The 17,920-nt window shown below is 64.5% G+C and carries 11 protein-coding genes; 3 read left to right on the forward strand and 8 right to left on the reverse strand.

Annotated elements, in window-relative coordinates; translation table 11 throughout:
- Positions 1-39: 39 nt before the first annotated feature.
- Complete coding sequence (locus KF886_04425) at positions 40-1,383, reverse strand: hypothetical protein (GenBank protein MBX3176583.1); 1,344 nt, start codon at positions 1,381-1,383, stop codon at positions 40-42.
- Positions 1,384-1,677: 294 nt separating this feature from the next.
- On the opposite strand from KF886_04425, the gene KF886_04430 reads away from it, so the two are divergent.
- Entirely contained in the window at positions 1,678-5,847 is a 4,170-nt protein-coding gene (locus KF886_04430; GenBank protein ID MBX3176584.1) for a DUF5011 domain-containing protein, read from the forward strand.
- Positions 5,848-6,013: 166 nt separating this feature from the next.
- Here the strand turns inward: KF886_04430 and rplL are convergent, their stop codons facing one another.
- From rplL to KF886_04455, 5 genes are all read right to left on the reverse strand, one after another.
- Positions 6,014-6,409: a 50S ribosomal protein L7/L12 gene (gene rplL, locus KF886_04435; GenBank protein ID MBX3176585.1), complete on the reverse strand. Its 396-nt coding sequence runs from the start codon at positions 6,407-6,409 to the stop codon at positions 6,014-6,016.
- Positions 6,410-6,474: 65 nt separating this feature from the next.
- Positions 6,475-7,011, reverse strand: a complete 537-nt coding sequence (rplJ, locus tag KF886_04440; protein MBX3176586.1) for a 50S ribosomal protein L10 — start codon at positions 7,009-7,011, stop codon at positions 6,475-6,477.
- 210 nt (positions 7,012-7,221) lie between these two features.
- The gene (locus KF886_04445; GenBank protein ID MBX3176587.1) at positions 7,222-9,279 is read right to left on the reverse strand and encodes a beta-galactosidase; all 2,058 of its coding nucleotides are present in this window, start codon (positions 9,277-9,279) and stop codon (positions 7,222-7,224) included.
- 13 nt (positions 9,280-9,292) lie between these two features.
- Positions 9,293-10,504, reverse strand: a complete 1,212-nt coding sequence (locus tag KF886_04450; protein ID MBX3176588.1) for a metallophosphoesterase family protein — start codon at positions 10,502-10,504, stop codon at positions 9,293-9,295.
- 125 nt (positions 10,505-10,629) lie between these two features.
- Positions 10,630-11,604 carry an aldo/keto reductase gene (locus KF886_04455; GenBank protein ID MBX3176589.1) on the reverse strand — a complete coding sequence of 325 codons (975 nt, stop codon included), beginning with the start codon at positions 11,602-11,604 and terminating at the stop codon, positions 10,630-10,632.
- 808 nt (positions 11,605-12,412) lie between these two features.
- Between KF886_04455 and KF886_04460 the strand changes: the two genes are divergently transcribed.
- On the forward strand, positions 12,413-13,621 hold the full coding sequence (locus tag KF886_04460; protein MBX3176590.1) for an exo-alpha-sialidase: 1,209 nt from the start codon (positions 12,413-12,415) through the stop codon (positions 13,619-13,621).
- 28 nt (positions 13,622-13,649) lie between these two features.
- A complete protein-coding gene (locus KF886_04465) occupies positions 13,650-14,702 on the forward strand; it encodes an exo-alpha-sialidase (GenBank protein MBX3176591.1) in 1,053 nt (350 codons plus the stop codon).
- A gap of 507 nt (positions 14,703-15,209) precedes the next feature.
- On the opposite strand, the gene KF886_04470 is transcribed toward KF886_04465, so the two are convergent.
- Together KF886_04470 and KF886_04475 are read right to left on the reverse strand one after the other, a co-directional pair.
- A complete protein-coding gene (locus tag KF886_04470; protein MBX3176592.1) occupies positions 15,210-15,590 on the reverse strand; it encodes a hypothetical protein in 381 nt (126 codons plus the stop codon).
- Between the two features lie 29 nt (positions 15,591-15,619).
- The gene (locus KF886_04475) at positions 15,620-17,386 is read right to left on the reverse strand and encodes a hypothetical protein (protein MBX3176593.1); all 1,767 of its coding nucleotides are present in this window, start codon (positions 17,384-17,386) and stop codon (positions 15,620-15,622) included.
- Positions 17,387-17,920 lie beyond the last annotated feature (534 nt).

Consider the following 17,920-nt stretch of genomic DNA (forward strand, 5'->3'; position numbering starts at 1 on the left):
GCCCGCCAGCGCGCGGGAGCCATTGGACTTTTTCGGCGATCAGCCCTGCGGGGCGCCGCCGCCGGAAAGGTTGATGAGCACAAAGACAAGCACGGCGGCCAACGCGGCGATGACTACGTAGAGCAGCACGGAGCGGTTTCCGGCGGCTTCCGCCTTGAACAGCGCCCCGATATCCGGGTACTCCAGCGCGAGGGTCTCTTCCACTTTCCGCCATTCGCCGACCCGATCCCGCTTGCACAGGGCGGTTTTGGGAACGGTTCCGGTCTTGATGGCGCGGACGATTTCGTGAATCTCGCTCGCCTCGAAGATGACGTCGCCGTAGCTGTCCGCGAATTCCCACATGTGGCCGAGCTTGTGCCGGGTGCGGAATTCAATGATCCGCTGCGCGAGGGCGTTCTTGGCCTCAAATTCGCGGGTGCTGCTATACAGGCGCTCCAGGAAGCGCAGACCGTGCTGGGCCTCGCCATTGGCCGCCATCGCCTGCGCCAGGGTATCGACCACCACGGGGTCGTCGGCGCCGCCCAGTTCGTAGGCGCGGCGGATATGATCCAGCGCGCGCTTCGGATCCTGGATGCCCTCGCCCCCCTCCAGATAGATTCGCGCCATGAGCCGGTGGGCCGGGCAGCTGTCCGGCTGTTCGGCGAGCACCTGCGCCAGCTTGTCCTTGACGCCGGCGTAGTCGCCCTGGCGGAGCTTGCGCTCGAGCTCCAGCAGCTTGCCCTCGGATTGGGAGGCGGTGGATGGCGCGTCGGCGTTCATACCGACGACCATCGTCTCCGCGTAGGACTCTTCCTGAGTGATACAGGTCGCCATGCTTCCGGGGACCACGTGGTGCGGCTCGACCTGGATCAGCATGATGGCCTTCTGGCCGGCGCGGACCATCTTCAAGGGGGTCTCGGCCGTGCCAATGCGAACGATCGGCGCGACGAGCGGCATGCCGCTCTCGGTGACCAGGGTAAGGGAATCGCCCGTTCGGAAGGCGCCGGACTTGACATGGCCGGTGATAGTGGTTTCATCCGTGGACTTGGGAAAGGCCGATTCGATGACCAGCACATTTCCCGTCAGGTCGGCGGAACTGTCGGCCGGCGGGGCCTCCGGGAAATCGTAGCCGGAATCGGAATGCGGGGGCTGTTCCTTCAGAAGGCGCTTCAGTTCGAGGTCCTTGTCGCGTTCCAACTTGCCGTCAATCCGGGCGAAGTGCTCGCGGGCCTCGTCCTTCCGGTCCAAATGCGCCAGGCAAACGCAACGGTGGTAGGTCACGTGGCGGCTGTTCGGGCGTTCGGCGTCCAGGTGTTCAAACTTGTCCAGGGCATCCGCGTACGCCTGGGCCTCAAAGAGTTTCACGGCGTCGATATACAGCGCTTTGGCTTCTTCGTTCGTCATGCCCGACTCCCAACGCGTCAAGGTAATCTCTTTACAAAAGAAATTCTATCACACAATGTAATCCAACCTGTACAGCCCATGCAAATCGTCTCACGAAGCGCACATGGGCGGCCTCGGCCTCTCCTCCCGGGCATCTTGATCCTATCGGTCCGGCAACAGATCACGTGGTACAATGTAGCGGGTGGCGCCTTACATGGATGCCGCATATCCGATACTGAATTGTTATAATCGCCTGTCATTCGCCTGGGACCGCCCGGTCGAGCGCGGGCCCCATCCCCTCACGGAGTGTATTACATGTACCGTTATTGCGTGCTCGCGGTCTCTCTGTTTATGGCATTCAGCGCGGCGCAAGCCCAGGTTGTCTTCAACGAAATATACGCCGACGTGACGTCCGATGGCGAATGCGGCGCGTTTGGCGAGCCTTCGGGGGCCGTGTTCTGCGGCGACGCAAACCGGGACTATGTCGTGAGCGCGTCGAACGATGAATTTGTGGAACTGGTCAACACGTCGCCTTCGGACGCCATCGATCTCTCGGGCTGGACGCTGAGCGACAACACGTCGGTGCGCCACACCTTTCCCGAGGGCACGGTACTCGCCCCGCTGACGGCGATCGTGGTGTTTGGCGGCGGCAACCCCGGAAGCAGTTTCAGCGGGCAGCCCGCGACGTCGGTTTTTGGCGGCGCGCTCGTTCAAGTCGCCAGCAGCGGGGCGCTGCACCTGACGGAATCCGGGGATACGATTACGCTCCGCGACGACGCTTCCTCCGTGATGGCGTCATATACACTCCTTGCGGGAACGGCCGACGGGGGCGAATCCCTGGTGCGTTCGCCGGATATTACCGGCAGCGACACGCTCGTCAAGCACTTCACCGAGACCGTGGACGCAGTCGCGGTGGCGTCGCCCGGGACACAGACCGGCGGCGCGCCGTTTCCGGGCGTATGCCTGACTTCGATTGCCGTATTGGATCAGTCGCAGACGCTGACGAACAGCACGTCGGCCAGCTCGGTGAACCACTGGCAGAGTTTCACGGCGGGGCGGACGGGGGTTCTCCATCAGGTGGACACGCGCTTCGGCCTCACGGGTTCGTGGACCCTGAACATCTACAGCGGCACGGGGAATGGCGGCACAAAACTGAACTCGGGCCAGGCGGTTGTCCTGTCCGGGGGCGAGGACCGGCTGATACTGGACGAGACGGTGAACGTCGTCTCGGGCAATATCTACACGTTTGAACTGGCCGACAACGCCATGATCGGCGGGGCGATCCCGTTCCGCACGGCGGATCTCTACGCGGCGGGGACCTACGGCAACAGTGGCGGGGCCGTGGTGGCGGCGGACATCTATTTCCGGACCTATGTCTCGGATGGCGTGGTTCCGGATCAGGTGCAGGAGGTGGGCAACGGGACGGCGGGCGCCAGCGTATTGCACTGGCAATCGTTTACGGCTGGATTGACGGGCGACCTTTACCAGATCGATACCGCCCTCGGCGCCACCGGCAACTGGACACTGAACATCTACGAAGGCACGGGAAACGGTGGCGTGCAATTGAACGCGGGCCAGTCCGAAGTCCTGGCGTCCAGCGGGAATTCACATATCCTGACGGCCCCCATTGCGGTGACCAAGGGGAACGTGTATACGTGGGAGCTGGTGCGCGACAACATGGTGGCCCAGGGCGTGGACTTCTTCTCGGGCAACATCTACGGCCAGGGGACGTACGGCAACAGCGGCGGCCCGGTGGCCAATGGGGACTTGATATTCCGCACCCACATCCAGCTCGCGGACAGCGCGCCCGCCCAGCCGGGCGCCATAACCGGCGCCGCCTCGGTTCCGGACAGCACGTCCGGCGAGGTGTACAGCATCGCCCCGGTCCCGGGCGCGATCGCGTACACGTGGAGCGTACCCGCGGACGCCACGATTGTATCGGGCCAGGGGACGCAGAGCATCGAGGTCGACTTCCTGGCCAATTCCGGAAACGTATCGGTGACGGCAAGCAATGGCTGCGGGACCAGCGCCGCCACCAGTGTGGCGGTCACGGTAAACGCGGTCCCGCCGACGACCGATACCATCACGCCCGCCACCACCGGGCCGACCAACGCGGATTCCGTGGATTTTACGGTTGTTTTCAGCGAATCGATCCTTAATTTTGACGGTGCGGCGGATGTGGTCATCAACCACACGGGCGGATCGTCGCATTCCGGCGTGTCCTTCAGCGGAAGCGGCGATACGTATACGGTCACGGTTTCCGGCCTGGCGGGCGACGGCTCCTTTACGCTCGCGGCGAGCCTGATATCGGACATTCAGGATCTCGCGGGCAACGCCCTGGACTCCAGCGTGACCAGCGCCGCGGTCACCCTGGACAACACGCCACCCGGCGTCTCCATCGGCGCGCCATCCGTTTCGGCGACCGCCGGCGGGCCCGCCAGCTATCTGGTCACGTTCACGGGCGCGGACAGCATCAACCTGACCGGCAGCGATATAATGCTTAACGCCACCGGCAGCGCCTCGGCGGACGTGTCGGTTTCCAACGGGACCACCGCGACTCCGACGGTGACCCTGAACAACATCACCGGCGACGGGACACTCGGCATCAGCGTCGATGCGGACGCCGCCTCCGACAACGCGGGTAACAGTTCGCCCGCGGCCGGGCCGAGCGCGACCTTCACGGTGGACAACACGGCTCCCGGCGTTGCGATTGGCGCGCCGTCCGCTTCGGCGACCGCCGCCGGGCCGGTGAGCTACGCCGTTACTTACACCGGGGCCAGCAGCGTCAATCTGGCCGAGGGCGACATCACGCTCAACGCCACGGGCAATGCGAACGCGGCGGTCGCGGTTTCCAACGGCACTACCGCCACGCCGACGGTGACCCTGAGCAACATCACCGGCGACGGGACGCTCGGCATCAGCATCGGCGCGGGTACGGCGGCCGACGGCGCGGGCAACAGCGCATCCGCCGCCGGGCCAAGCGCGACCTTCACGGTGGACAACACGGCGCCCGGCATTGCAATTGGCGCGCCCTCGGTTACGTTGACCAACAGCGGGCCGGTGGTGTTCGCGATCACTATCGCGGACGCCAGCGCCATCGATCTTCGCGCGGAGGATGTGCTACTCGACACCTCGGGAACCGTGGGGGCCACTGTATCCGTCCAAGACGGCGCGACGGCCAGCCCCACCGTGGTGTTGAGCGACATCACCGGCGACGGCACACTGGGGATCGGCATCGCGGCCGGCGTCGCCAGTGACGCGATTGGCAATCCCACCGCCGCGGCGGGCCCGAGCGCCCTGGTGACGGTGGACAACACGGCCCCGTCCATCACCCTGACAGATCCCGAGACGACCACGGTGGAAGCCGGCGGATCCTGGGCCGAGCCCGGCGCAACGGCGGAAGACGCGGTGGACGGCGCGGTTGAGGTGACCGTTGGCGGGGACACGGTGGATCCCGCGGCGGCCCCGGGCACGGTGTTCACGGTGGACTATGAAGCCACGGACTCCGCCGGCAACGTCGCAACGGCCACGCGATCGGTGACGGTCGTGGACACGCAGGCCCCGGTAATCACCGTGCTCAATGACCTGCCGGAGTTTAACGTGGTCAGCTGCGGGAGCGGCGGCTATGTGGATCCCGGCGCGTCGGCGGTGGATGCGATTGACGGCGCCGTTGCGGTCCAGGCGGCCGGAGTGGTCGACACCCTGAATCCCGGCGTATATGGGATCACCTATTCCGCCTTGGACAACGCGGGCAACGAGGCCATGGCGACGCGTACCGTCACCGTGCTCGACGACTGCGCGGCGGAAGGTGAAGGCGAGGGCGAAGGCGAAGGCGAAGGCGAGGGTGAGGGTGAGGGTGAGGGTGAGGGTGAGGGTGAGGGTGAGGGTGAGGGTGAGGGTGAGGGTGAGGGTGAGGGTGAAGGCGAAGGCGAGGGTGAAGGCGAAGGCGAGGGCGAGGGCGAAGGCGAGGGCGAGGGCGAGGGCGAGGGTGAAGGTGAAGGCGAAGGCGAGGGCGAGGGCGAGGGCGAGGGTGAAGGTGAGGGTGAGGGTGAGGGTGAAGGTGAAGGTGAAGGTGAAGGCGAGGGTGAGGGCGAGGGTGAGGGCGAGGGCGAAGGCGAGGGCGAGGGTGAAGGCGAGGGTGAAGGCGAGGGTGAAGGCGAGGGCGAGTTGGATCTTAAAGCCATCGCACTGCTGCTATTGAATAATTTCGCGAGCGCCGACGCCAACGAGGACGACCTGTTGACCCTGGCCGAAGCGCGAACCGTCTATCCGCCGTTGACCGAGTTCCAGTTCAACACGCTGGACGCGAACAACGACGGCTTCCTGTCGCGCGCCGAGCTTGAGGCGGCGATATTGCCGGTCACGCCGGGCTGCTGCAACACCGGCGAGACGGGCGCGAAAGTGCGCCAGATTGTCGGCGACATGTTTCTGGTTGGCCTGGCGCTGCTGGTCCTGGCGGGCTGGCCGGCACGCCGGCGCCCGTGACGGCGGCGGCTGACTAACCGCAAACGTTGATGCGGCCCGGAAACGCGATGGTATCGCGTATCCGGGCCGCTTGTGTTTTCAGGGAAACGCGGCGGCGCACAAAAGAAACGCGCGGCCCGCCGTGGAGACGGACCGCGCGTGAAAACGCAATCGCGGATGGCGCGAATTAGACGCCTTTGAGTTCGACCACCGCGCCGGAGCCTTCGAGCTGCTCCTTGATCTTGTTCGCCTCGTCCGCGGAGACCTTCTCCTTGATGGTCTTCGGGCAGCCGTCGACGATTTCCTTGGCTTCCTTGAGTCCCAGGCCGCCGATTTCCTTCACCAGCTTGATCACCGCGATCTTCTGGGAGCCGTGCTCCTTCAGGATCACGTCGAAGGCCGTCGGGCCCGCCGCAGCGGCGCCGTCGTCGCCAGCGGCAGCCGCCATGGGCATGGCGCCCATCATCATCGGGGCGGCCGCTTCGACGCCGAACTTCTCTTCCAGCGCCTTGACCAGCTCGCTCAGTTCAAGCACGGAAAGCTCCGCAATGCTGTCAATAATCGAATCCAACTTCTCAGACATGGTCTGTAATCTCCATACGGGTTAGAAATGGTGTTTGTAACATGGGTACGAGGGCAGGCGCACGATTACGCCGCCTCTTCCTCGGCTGCCTTCTTCTTCTGGATCTGGTCGATAACGCTGACCAGGTTACGCGGCACGGCGTTGAGCGTTCCGACCAGGTTGCGCAGGGGCGCGGCGATGGTGCCGACGACCTGGGCCAGGAGCTGATCGCGCGACGGCAGGCTTGCCAGCGCGTTGAGCTGGTCCGCCGTGACGGGCTTTCCGCCCAGCACACCGCCCATCATGCCAACCTGCTTGGACTTCTTCGAGAACTCCTTGAGGATTTTCGCCGGGGCCACGGGGTCCGCGGAGAAGGCCCACGCGGTGGGGCCTTCCATGCAATCGGCGGCCGATTCCAGATCGAGTTCCTTCAGTGCGCGCCGGGTCAGGGTATTCTTGTAGACCTTGTATTCCACGCCCGCTTCGCGAAGCCGCCGCCGGAGCTCGGTCACCTGCTCGACGTTGATGCCCACGTACTTGGTGGCGATGGCGATCTCGTACTTCTCAAGGCGTTCCTTGATTTCCGATACCGACGCTATCTTTTCCGGTTTTGCCAAAAAAATCACCTCCTCTCAAGAGATTTTCAATCGCGTTCGCAATAAAAAACCCGTGTTGTCATGAAGACAGACAACACGGGTGGAAAATCCAGAATGAATTCATCCGTCCCACGGTCTCGGCAGGATATTTAAGGCCCGGAGGCCACCGGCTGTCTGCAACACGTAGTCGATGCGAATTTGAACGAGGGCAGAGTATACCAAACGCCGGGGCCGCGATCAATCTTCAGGCGCGGGCGATTGCGCCGCCTGGCGGACGGTGTACATGCGCCGGTGCAGATCCGCCGCCGATTCCACAAGCTTCGCGTAGGGCCGATCAGTCACGTCGACGAGGCCGATGTTGTAATTCTCGCCATCGTAGCTGCGGCCCGTCACGGGCTCGTCCACATATTGGAACCAGTGCGCGCCCACGACCGCGGGGTGGCGCAGCAGCGACTCGACATAACGAACGTAGGCGGCGCCGCGATCTTCCTGGCTGGCGACCGGCACGAGCCCGGGGTGAAACATGCCGCGGTCGGTGGCGCCGAAGTGGAATTCGCCGATGATTACCGGTTTTCCGAGCGACGCGTAGTGGGCGGCGCGATCGCCACTCAGTTCGGGGGCGTACAGGTTGAAGCTGACAGCGTCGGCGTGATCCGCGCAGGCGCGCACGGCGGGCGCGGGCGCGCTGGCGAACCGCGCGCCCAGGTAAAGCTGGTTGGGCGCGTGCCGGGCGATGGCCTCCTTGACTGTCTGGAAATAGCGCGCGGCAAAGGCGTGCAAGAAGGCGTCCAGGTCCTCCCGGGCCGCCTGGCTTGCCCCGGCCTCCCGAATTTCCGCCCACTCCGTGTGGCTGGTCCCCCACGCCGCGTTGAGCGCGCCGATATCGCCGTGGCGCGCCGCGAGGAAGTCCTCAAAGGCCTGGCGCGCGGGCTGATCCGGTCCGCTCGCGAGCACGCCGCCGAGGATCCCCTCCCAGGCCAGCTCGTTGTCCACGAAGTAACCGATGCAGCGGTTGTTGTCGCGCCAGGCTTCGACGCCGCGCTGAACCGCCGCGTCCACGGCCGGCGCGAAGCCGGGATCGTAGACATCCATCATCCGCGCCCAGTAGCCGCTGGCCGCTTCAATCGGGCGCACGCCGGCTATCGACAGACTTGCGACGAAGGGTAGATCGCCGTCCCGCATAACGTCATGCTGGCTCCAGTTGCCGAGGGTATTGAAGCCCCATCCGCGCAGCCGCGCGATTGCGGTCTCGCGCCATTTCGGAGCCCAGTCCGGCCCGAAGGCGCGGATCAGGTTGGCCGTGTAGAAGCCGAAGGTCCGCCCCTCCCCGCCGATGGTCTCGGCCATGCTGTGGGCGCCCCGCGCGTAGCCGAACGCGGCCTTGAAGCGACCGTCGTCCGCTTCCGGCAGCCACTCGAACCACGCGTCCCGCTGCTCGATGAAGGTGCGCTCCCAGGTCCCCACGCAGTTTACGCCGGCGGAAAAGAACCGGTGGCCCTCGGGGGTGATCAGCCACCAGCGCCCGTCAATCTGTTCGGTGCGAAACCAGCCCGTGGCCTCGCGGGCGGGCGCGCCGGTCCAGCCGCCATAGGCGTCTCTATCCGGGATGAGATCCTCGCGCCGATCGGCATCGTAGACGCGCCGCAGATCCCCGTCGGTGCGCACCTTGCCGGGCCAGTCCATGTACCGGTACTGGCCGTAGCGATCAATGAAGGGAAAGGGGACTTTCTCGGCCAGGTCCCCGCCTTGGCCGAAGAGTTCCGCCGAAGTAATCAGGATGGACGACGGGCTTTCCGGCTGGCTGAGAAAGAGCTGCCAGCCGGTGATGGCGGCGAGATTCAGCGGGGCGCCGGTACCCATGGGACCGCGCACGGGGATGCCGCGCATGCCCCAGAAGCGCTTCCGGTCCGCCGTGTTGAAATAGAGGACGATTTCCGCCGCCGATCCCGCCTCAATGCGCTGCTGCACCGTGTTGCAGTGGTCGATCCCGTTGGCGCCGGCGTTGTCCACGCGGAGATTGAGGGCCACGGACTCGTTTCCCGGATTGAACAGCCCCACGCGGATTCCGGCGTGCGCGGACCAGTCCCAGGGCGCGTCGCCGGCGTCGAATGCGATATTCGGCCAGGAGGCATCGTGGCCGAAGTCGACGCGAATGGCGCGCGCGTTCCGATGGTCGACCAGAACGGTCGCGGCGTCATTCAGGCGGGCGAAATCGGGCAGTACGCCGCTCGCCACGTCGGGCAGGCCGGGCGTCGCGGACGCCGCGATGGCGATCAGGAAAATCAGGGGGTACATGGCAAGCCCGGACTCAGGGCAGGGTGAATTCGTCCAGCACGGCGCCTTCCGGATCGATGGCCTTGAACGAGAGCTTGTCGTCGGCCACGTCGATCACCCAGAAGTGCTGGGCGGCGGCCTCCACCTGGTTGTACCAGCGGGGTTCCGGATCCACTGTGCGGGCGCCGCGGCCGAAGGTGCCGTCGCCAATGTAGATGGTCCCCTGCTCGACCACCTGGCCACCCTTGAGCGGCTTGGTGCGTTTAAGGACGTGGTCGTGGTGCTCGAGGCCCACCGTCAGGCCGAACTGATCGAAGAGGGGGCCCCAATGCACGCGGCCCTGCGCCGAACCCTCGCCCTCGTAGGGACGATGCGCGGGGTAGAGCGGGACGTGGTATGCCGCAAACTTGTACTTCACATCCTTGTATTTCTCCATCTCCGCGGCGAGCCAATCGGTCTGCGCGCCGGCGTGCGGGCGGAGATGGCCGCTGTCAAGCACGAACAGGATCAGGTTGTCGCCGAACTTGCGGGAATAGTAGAGATCGCCCGCCTGGCGTCCGAACAAGCTCATGTACCACGGGGCCCGCAGCGCGATGTCCTCGGTGTTGTAGCGGTTCGTCTCGTGGTTGCCGATGGCGCAGACAAGCGGGATCATCCGGCCGTCGGACGTCACCATCAGCTCGCTCCAGTTCTTGAGCCACAGGTCCCAGGTGGCGAAACCGCCCAGCAGCCCGTTCACGTAGGCGATATCCCCGCCGATCACCGCGAAATCCGGGTCCTGCTTGCCGGCCAGCGTCAAAAGCGGGATCGCGTTGCCATCCACCGCCATGTCGCCGCCATTCACGATGCGAAGCGGCGCGTTCCCGCCCGGGAGCGTCCGGAAGGAACGGGGCGCGGACGGGCCCGTGTCCTCGTCGGTGGTCATGAAGTGGTAGACGGTCCCCGGGGCCAGGTCCTTGAGCGCGGCGACGTACATGGTGCGGCGATCGCTCAGCTCCATCGGGGTCTGCACGTACTGGGGGCGCACGCGGTTGGCGTACTCGCCGGGCTCCGCATGCGGCGCGGTGTCGAAATGAAGCTCCAGGGTGTCGCTCGCCCGCGGCATGACGATGTTCACGTCGATCGACGTTTCCGGGGCGTCCGAATAGGTCAGGTAAATGTGGAGCGGTTCCGCCGCCACGGCAAGGCCGAATACGAGAAACAGCGCAACGAGTAATACGCGGGAGCAGCGAAACAGTTGATTCATGGTACGGCAGCCTTCATTGCACGGTAAAGAATACTCGCCCCGGATGGGACGCCCAAGATTGTACAGTGTCCGGTCATCGTAGCAATAAACGCGGCGGCATTCAACCGCGCGTAAACCCGCGGCGATCAGGGCACGGGTTTGCCGCGCGCGGCGGTGAACAGGGTGTACCACGCTTCGCGGCTCAGGGCGACGCGATCCGCCTCGCAGGCGGCCGCGATCCGCTCCAGCTTCGTCGTGCCGATAACCGGGAGAATGCCCGCCGGATGGCGCATGAGCCAGGCCAGCGCGATGGCCTCGCGCGAGACGCCAGATTCGCGCGCCCGATCGGCGATGGCGTCCGCCAGCGCGATGGCCGCCTCCGGGGCGTCCTCGGGCGGATCGAGTATGCGCCCGCGCGCCAGGGGCGTCCAGGCCTGCACCTGGATGCCGTGCATGCGGCAGTAGTCGAGCGTGCCCCGCCCGCCGGTGTAGGTGTAGCCGGTCTGGTTCACGCCGACGCACTCGTCGATGAGGTGCGGGTGGCCCAGGCTGATCTCGAGCTGGTTCGCCACGATGGGATGGTCGAGGCTCGCCTGCAGGAGCGCGATCTGGCCGGCGCTGAAATTGCTCACGCCGAAAAAGCGCACTTTTCCGGCACGGTGCACCGCGTCGAAGGCGCGCGCGACCTCGTCCGGCTCCATGAGCGGGTCGGGGCGGTGCAGGAGCAGCACATCGATCTGTTCGATGCCGAGGCGCTGGAGCGATCCGTCCACGGACGCCACAATATGGTCGAAGCTGAAGTCGTAGCGGCCCGGCAGGCCCGGTTCGGGTATATCCGGGAAGCGAATGCCGCATTTCGTCTGGATTATGATGCGATCGCGCAGGCCCGGAAGCGCGCGGAGCACCTCGCCGAATACCTGCTCCGACTTCCCGCGGGCGTAGATATCGGCGTGATCGAAGAAGTTGATGCCGTGTTCAAGCGCGGTCGCGACCAGGGCGGTGGCGTGCTTCACTTCGGCGGGCGTGTAGGGGGATGCGTCCCAGCGATCGCTGAGCCCCATGCAGCCGTATAGAATTCGCGATACCTGGATGCCGGTATCGGCGAGCGGGCAGGTTTTCATGGGCGGAACCCTCCGGATGGTGTGTCGATTCAGGCGCACAGTATCCCGCGCGGCGCGAGAATTGCAATCGCGCGGCGTCAGGGCAATCGCATTGGGATTGGATCGAAGCAGATGGGTGTTCGCTCTTGGCGAATTGGGACCTCGAATCAAAGCGCGTGGGTGTATCTGGGTGACGGCATCTCGGCCGGCAGGGATGCCGGCGCTTCAACACGCGCCAATTACCCGATTCCCGGTAGTTCAAATGGCGAGTGGCTCGTTCACGAAGTTTATACACGACTGCCGCTCGCGGCGCGTGGAACTTCGGGCGCGCCCCCGTTACAATGGGCGTAGTACTTCAGGCGTCTGAAGTAAGGCGTTCGCCGATACGATAAGCCTCACTTACACGGGATGTATTCGTCATTCCCGCGAAGGGGGCTGTCGATTTAACGTGTGCGGTGAGCGCATTTCCTACAATTTTGTGCTAACGCCCTATGGCGTCATTCCCGCGAAAGCGGGAATCCAGTGGAATTCGGAGGTTTGTGCGATCGCGTCGCTGGATCCCCGCGTTCGCGGGGATGACGGATCTGCTCATTCGTTCTATAGTGTAGGGTGAGTTAAGTAAACCAACAGCCCCGAAGGCGGGAATCCAGAGGGGTTGCGAGGTTAACGTTGCATGGTCTCTGGATCCCCACATTCGTGGGGATGACGGTGTTCGATCATCGAGAGTAGCCACCGTTCGGTGCGACGGCGGTGACTGCTTCAGACGGCTAAAGAATTACCAATGGGCCCAGGCCTTAACCGCGCCCGCGCGCGCCGAGGAGAGTGTTCCATGCGTATCCCGCTCCTGCCCCTCTTTCTGATTGCCTTCGTGTCCGCAACGTACGCCGCGCCGTTCTACGAGGAGACGCACATTTTCGCGTACGACACGCCCAACCATGTGCACGCGTCCAGCCTCGTGGAGACGACTTCGGGTGAATTGATCGCGGTCTGGTACGAGAATGGCGTGGATATCGATGATCCGCGCTACTACTACGAGCGCCGGGACAAGAGCTCCGACGTGCGCATCGGCGGCGCGCGCAAGCCCGCTGGCGGATCGTGGAGCAAGCCGTTCGTCATGGCGGACACCTTCGGGGTCTCCGACAACAACCCCACGCTCGCCATCGACCAGCAGCAACGGCTCTGGCTGGTCTACCCCACGCTGCTCGGGGTGCCGGACTGGACCTGGGGCAGCGCGGTGGTGCGCTACCGCATCGCGACCGATCTCTCCGGGGAGGGCCCGCCCGCGTGGGCGAAGAGCGATATCCTCGTGCCGCATCCCACCGGCCTGGAGGCGGTGATCGACGCGACGGCGGAAGCCTGGCGCGACCGCGGCGGCGAGGGCAACGAGCGGGTGCTCGGCTACATTGAGCGCATGAAAGAGCGGCTCCAGGAACCGCTCGTGCAGCGGCTGGGCTGGATGCCGCGCGCCCATCCGCTGATCCGGCGCGACGGCGCCGTCGTTCTTCCCTTGAGCAACGAGAACGTCAATATTGCGATGATGGCGATCACGAAGGACGGCGGCGAGACCTGGACCTACTCCAACCCGGTTCCCGAAGCCGGCCTCACCCAGCCCACGCTGGTCGAATACGAGGATGGCCACATCAGCGCCTTCTTCCGCAACAGCGGCCCGGAGCGGCGCATCAAGCGGAGCGACTCGGCCGACGGCGGGATGACCTGGGGCCCGGTTACGGTGACGGATCTCGTGCACCCCGGGGCGGGCATCGAGGCGCTCGCGTTGAAGAACGGGAACCTCCTCATGATCTACAACGACGTGGAGGAAAGCCCGCGCGACAAACTGGCGGTTTCGATCTCGGATGACCGGGGGAAGACGTGGAAATGGACCCGGCACATCGAGGACACCGACGGCGCCCGCTACGACTACCCGAGCATCATCCAGGCGGCCGACGGGACGCTCCACGCGACCTACAGCTACAACCTGGAAACCATCAAGCACGTGCATTTTAACGAGGAATGGGTGCGGGCCGGCGATCCGCGCTGATTTGGCCCGCCGCCGCCTGGAGTCGTTCATGAATGGCCTTGCCGTTTTTTGCGCCGCGCTGATCGGCGCGTTTGCCACCGCCGCCGCGGAGGAGGCCCGCGCGCCCATCGCGGCGACCTTTACCGCCGTGTCCGGGGCCACGGTGTGGCCCAACCTGACCCGGCTTCCCGACGGGACCCTCCTGCTTGCGGGGTTTAACAAACCGAGCCACGGGCAGGTCGAGGGCGATGTCGCCTGCTGGGCCAGCACGGACGAGGGCCGCACCTGGACGCACCGGGGCACGCTGACCGAGCACGCGCCGAACACGGTGCGCATGAACCAGGCGGTGGGTCTCGACGCGGACGGCAACCTGATCGCGCTGGTCGGCGGGTGGACGGACGAACAGCAGCCCGGCGCGCCAAAGCGCAATGTCTTCCGGGACGCCATCCTCCGCCCGTGGGTGTGCCAGTCGGACGGCGGCGGCAGGACCTGGCGGGTGCACAAAAACTTCCCGGCCGATCCGCTGGGCCGCGAAATGGTCGCCTTCGGCGATATCGTCGTCTCCGACGGGGGCCGGCTGAACGCCTCCGCCTACGGGACCACGTACTGGGACAAGCCCGGCCCGTGGATGCCCTACTTTCTGACGAGCGAGGACAACGGCGCCTCGTGGCAGGTCCGCTCCAAGATTGCGGATGGCCTGAATGAAACCGCCCTGCTCTACCTCGGCGGCGGGGAATGGCTCGCGGCCATCCGCGGTACGGCCACCTTCCTGTTTCGTTCCACGGATGACGGCCTGACCTGGGTGGACGAGGGCGCGGTCACCGACGACCGCCAGTACCCCGCGCACCTGCTGCGGCTGGAGGACGGGCGCATCGTCCTCACCGCGGGCGACCGCCGCGCCGGCCAGCTCGGGGTCCGCGCGCGCATCAGCGCGGACAAAGGCAAGACCTGGGGGGAAACCCTCGATATCGCGGCCATGCCGGAATCCGACGGCGGCTACCCCGCCAGCATCGAGCGGAACGACGGCACGATCCTCACCCTGTTCTACGCGAAAGACGGCGACACGTATTCGGTCCAGGCCGCGATTTGGGCTGTGCCGTGATCGCTGGCGACCATGGCAACGCGGCCCATGCAGGAGGCGCGCTCAGGCCCCGGCCCGTTGGAGGCGGGGAAGCCGGCGAGCTGAGCTGGGCGTAAGCCCTCTATTGCAATGCATTCATAATATAGGTGGCTGTCCCTATTTCCCAGGAGGCAGGGCATCCTGCCTGCATCCACCCTTTCGCCACCCCTGTGCCAACTGCCAACTGCCAACTGCCAACTGCCAACTGCCAACTGCCAACTGCCAACTGCCAACTGTCAACTGCCCCCGGGTGTGCCACGGTCAAGCCCGCAAGGGCTTGCCCGTGCGAAGCCCCAACCACAGTCATGCCTCCCGCCGCTACCCCGACCGGGACAGGCGCGCGCACCGGCGGTGTTTGCGTAGGGCGGCGGTCTCATGCGCGGAACGCCGGTCTCCGTGCGCGGGTTCGAGGTTTCCAGCGCGCACCCGTCCCTTGGCGGCGCCAAGGGACGTACCCGCGCACAGGCGCCAGACGTTGCGGCGCAAGCATTATCTTGACTTTTTCCAGTCCTTCCACAGGACGGGACCAGCCAAGAGCGCCAGAAGCGCAAAAGCCACGAGTTTATCCCGCGCATACAGCGCGAGCAGGATGACCATACTGACCAGGGCAGACTTTTTTATCGCCGCGTCCAGATCAAAGTCCGATGAGGGCTTGCCGACGCGTTCGGCGGCGTCCTTCCACATCTCGTGAATCCGCGATATCCCTTCGAAGAAAAAGTGTCCCGCGGTATAGAACACAAAGAACCACATCCCGCGCCAAATCGCATCGCCCAGCGGGCGTTCCCGGTACACGTACTCCAGTGCAAACGCCGCCACCACGGTCCCGATCGCGCTTGGCACAAGAAAGTTTCTAACATCTTGCCGGTTCATCCTGGCGCATCTCCCCTGTTTTTCCCGATTTAGAACTCGCGGCCAGCACGCCTCACGGGATAGGGGCGCTCAACGACGGTCTGCTCGTGGTGAACATGAGGAGCGGATGGATTGCGGCGCACGGTGTAGGTTAGATCGTCAAAGTAGATCTCAATAGAGTTCCCCCCCCTGCGGACGCACGCAAGACCGAAACGGTCGAAACGCGCTCCGGCCTCGCGTTGTTCCGCGCTCAGGTCGAACCCTCCTTCATTTCCTCCGATGGTATACGTTACGCGGCCCACTCCGCCGTTGGCGTCCGGATCGTAGTCGAAGCTGAAGGGGACCGGTTTCCGGTCGGGGAGGAACCGATGACGCCTATCCTCTGACTCGGTCCGACCCGACGCGTCGCGCAAGAGAACACCGAAGTAGTAGCCCACAGCGGTCAGATCGTTGAGTTCGATACCCATCATCGAGGGTGTGTTGCTGAAATTCCAATCCTTGTCAGGCGCGCGCATGTAGCCGTCCTTATTGAAGTAGCCGAAAAACATCGAGGCATCGGTCATTCCGTCCACGAAGCAGATCTGCCCATCAAACTGAATTGGGTCGTCCAAGGTCAGCGTGCCCACCTCGTCCGCGTAGTAACCAAAGCCGGGGTCCTCGGGTTGGACGCGCCAGAGCAAGCCGCCGAGCTCACCTGGAGCCTGACCCGCCCAGTTGGACTGGGTCCAGCCGAAATCGTTCATCGAGTGGAAGTCGGGCTCTATCCAGGAGGCGCGGTTGTTGGCGCCAATCCAGTGAGGGTTCTGTGTGAGGTCTATGCTCTCACCGTTGATGATCAGATCGGCGAAGTAGACCGTCTGGCCCGTTCCATAGCGGCAGATGTTAAACAGGCCGAATCGGTCCAGCTCCACAGGTGAGTTCCTGATTTCCTCGTCAAACCAAATGGCGTACGGTGTCTCTCCGTTGAATTCGAGCGTGACCCGACCGTGAAGCCTTTCCGGGTTGGGCATTTTCCACCACCGATGTTGGCCGCGGCGATGGAAATACACGACGAGCCCGCGGTCCCGCGCGTCAATCAGGCGGCGGAGGAGGTCTTCGCGGGTAAGGCCCGGCTCGTCTTGGGAGGCGCGCTCGAAAATGAACTCCTCGCCCTGCAACTCGATGGGCCTCATGTTTCCGGTCTCTTCCGTAATGTGTTTCTCCAACAGGGTATCGGGCCATATAGGGTCTGGGCGCGCGTCGGGCTCGTACACGAAGCTGAACGTGTGAACGCTACCGTCCGGTGGAATAAGGATATCTGTCTCTGAGAAACGTCCGCGCCAGTCGCTCGACATCCAGTCGAACATGACTTGGGCTACATCCCGCTCTTCCCACAGACGAATTGCCATTGAGGAGTAAACCCGCCATGTGTGGCGCCGGCTATTGAAAAAGCCGAAGTAGGAGACCCCACGCGTTCCGACTTCCGTCAGCGCCAGCCGGCCGGAAACCGAAATCCTGTCATCAAACGTGAGCGGGCGCCCCAAGGGCATCGCGTAACTGGCGGGAACACGCGAGTTGGAAATGTTTCCGCCGATCTCACCGGGCGCGTTTGGCGGGGCTGCGTGCGAGGTGGAACGCCATCCAAAGTCCTGGATGCTTTCGGGCATGTTCGTGCCCACCACCCGGTTCTGGTAGTTGTCCCACCCGGGGTCTGTACTGAAATCCTGGTAGGTCAGTGCCAGGGCGGGCTCGCTCCATGCGCTTGGCTGAGGGAGCGTCCCAAGTGCGAGCATACCCAATAAACAGAACGGGCTCAGCGAGATTCCGAGACTATGCATCGTCCATTTCCTCTTACATCGGTCCGCAAAAAGCATACAGTCAGTCCTGAGGCCACGCCGCGGGCAATTCCGTCCCGATTCAGAACATGGCTGTAAGCCACAGGGGCCCTCAATTCCGTTTGGTCAAGAGCTATCCGCTTTCCCACCTTCGCTTTTCATTGTCAACAGCCCTTGCGCATCCGGGCGGGGCGTGTGCCGTCGCCGCGCGCACGCCAATGCTCTCTCCGGGCCGATACCGCTGGCGTTGGTCACAAAGATCTTGGTCTGCTGTCCGGCCGCGTTAATCCGACCCTACACCAGATAGCGCGGGGTGTCAATAAAAGATTCGGGTGGTCCGTGCGAACGGTTTCCGGTCGGCTCCGCGCCGGTTTTTCTGTATTTTCCTGCGTAATATGGGTGGTTTGTCCCATAATGGCGATGCGAGCGACGGGACAGACCCGCCGGTTGGGCGTTGTGCGCCCGAATTGGGGTCAAAACGGGCTGCGCCGCATGATCCAGCCTCTGACCGCGACCCCCGTCGGGACAGGCGCGCAC

The sequence above is a fragment of the Candidatus Hydrogenedentota bacterium genome, assembly GCA_019637335.1.
Classification (GTDB): domain Bacteria; phylum Hydrogenedentota; class Hydrogenedentia; order Hydrogenedentales; family JAEUWI01; genus JAEUWI01.

What these genes read in the sequence shown, in the direction of transcription:
- KF886_04475 (MBX3176593.1), bottom strand. Translation starts at nt 17,386, where the DNA reads ATGCATAGTCTCGGAATCTCGCTGAGCCCGTTCTGTTTATTGGGTATG.
- KF886_04445 (MBX3176587.1), bottom strand. Translation starts at nt 9,279, where the DNA reads ATGTACCCCCTGATTTTCCTGATCGCCATCGCGGCGTCCGCGACGCCC.
- rplL (MBX3176585.1), bottom strand. Translation starts at nt 6,409, where the DNA reads ATGTCTGAGAAGTTGGATTCGATTATTGACAGCATTGCGGAGCTTTCC.
- KF886_04470 (MBX3176592.1), bottom strand. Translation starts at nt 15,590, where the DNA reads ATGAACCGGCAAGATGTTAGAAACTTTCTTGTGCCAAGCGCGATCGGG.
- KF886_04425 (MBX3176583.1), bottom strand. Translation starts at nt 1,383, where the DNA reads ATGACGAACGAAGAAGCCAAAGCGCTGTATATCGACGCCGTGAAACTC.
- KF886_04450 (MBX3176588.1), bottom strand. Translation starts at nt 10,504, where the DNA reads ATGAATCAACTGTTTCGCTGCTCCCGCGTATTACTCGTTGCGCTGTTT.
- KF886_04465 (MBX3176591.1), top strand. Translation starts at nt 13,650, where the DNA reads ATGAATGGCCTTGCCGTTTTTTGCGCCGCGCTGATCGGCGCGTTTGCC.
- KF886_04455 (MBX3176589.1), bottom strand. Translation starts at nt 11,604, where the DNA reads ATGAAAACCTGCCCGCTCGCCGATACCGGCATCCAGGTATCGCGAATT.
- KF886_04430 (MBX3176584.1), top strand. Translation starts at nt 1,678, where the DNA reads ATGTACCGTTATTGCGTGCTCGCGGTCTCTCTGTTTATGGCATTCAGC.
- KF886_04460 (MBX3176590.1), top strand. Translation starts at nt 12,413, where the DNA reads ATGCGTATCCCGCTCCTGCCCCTCTTTCTGATTGCCTTCGTGTCCGCA.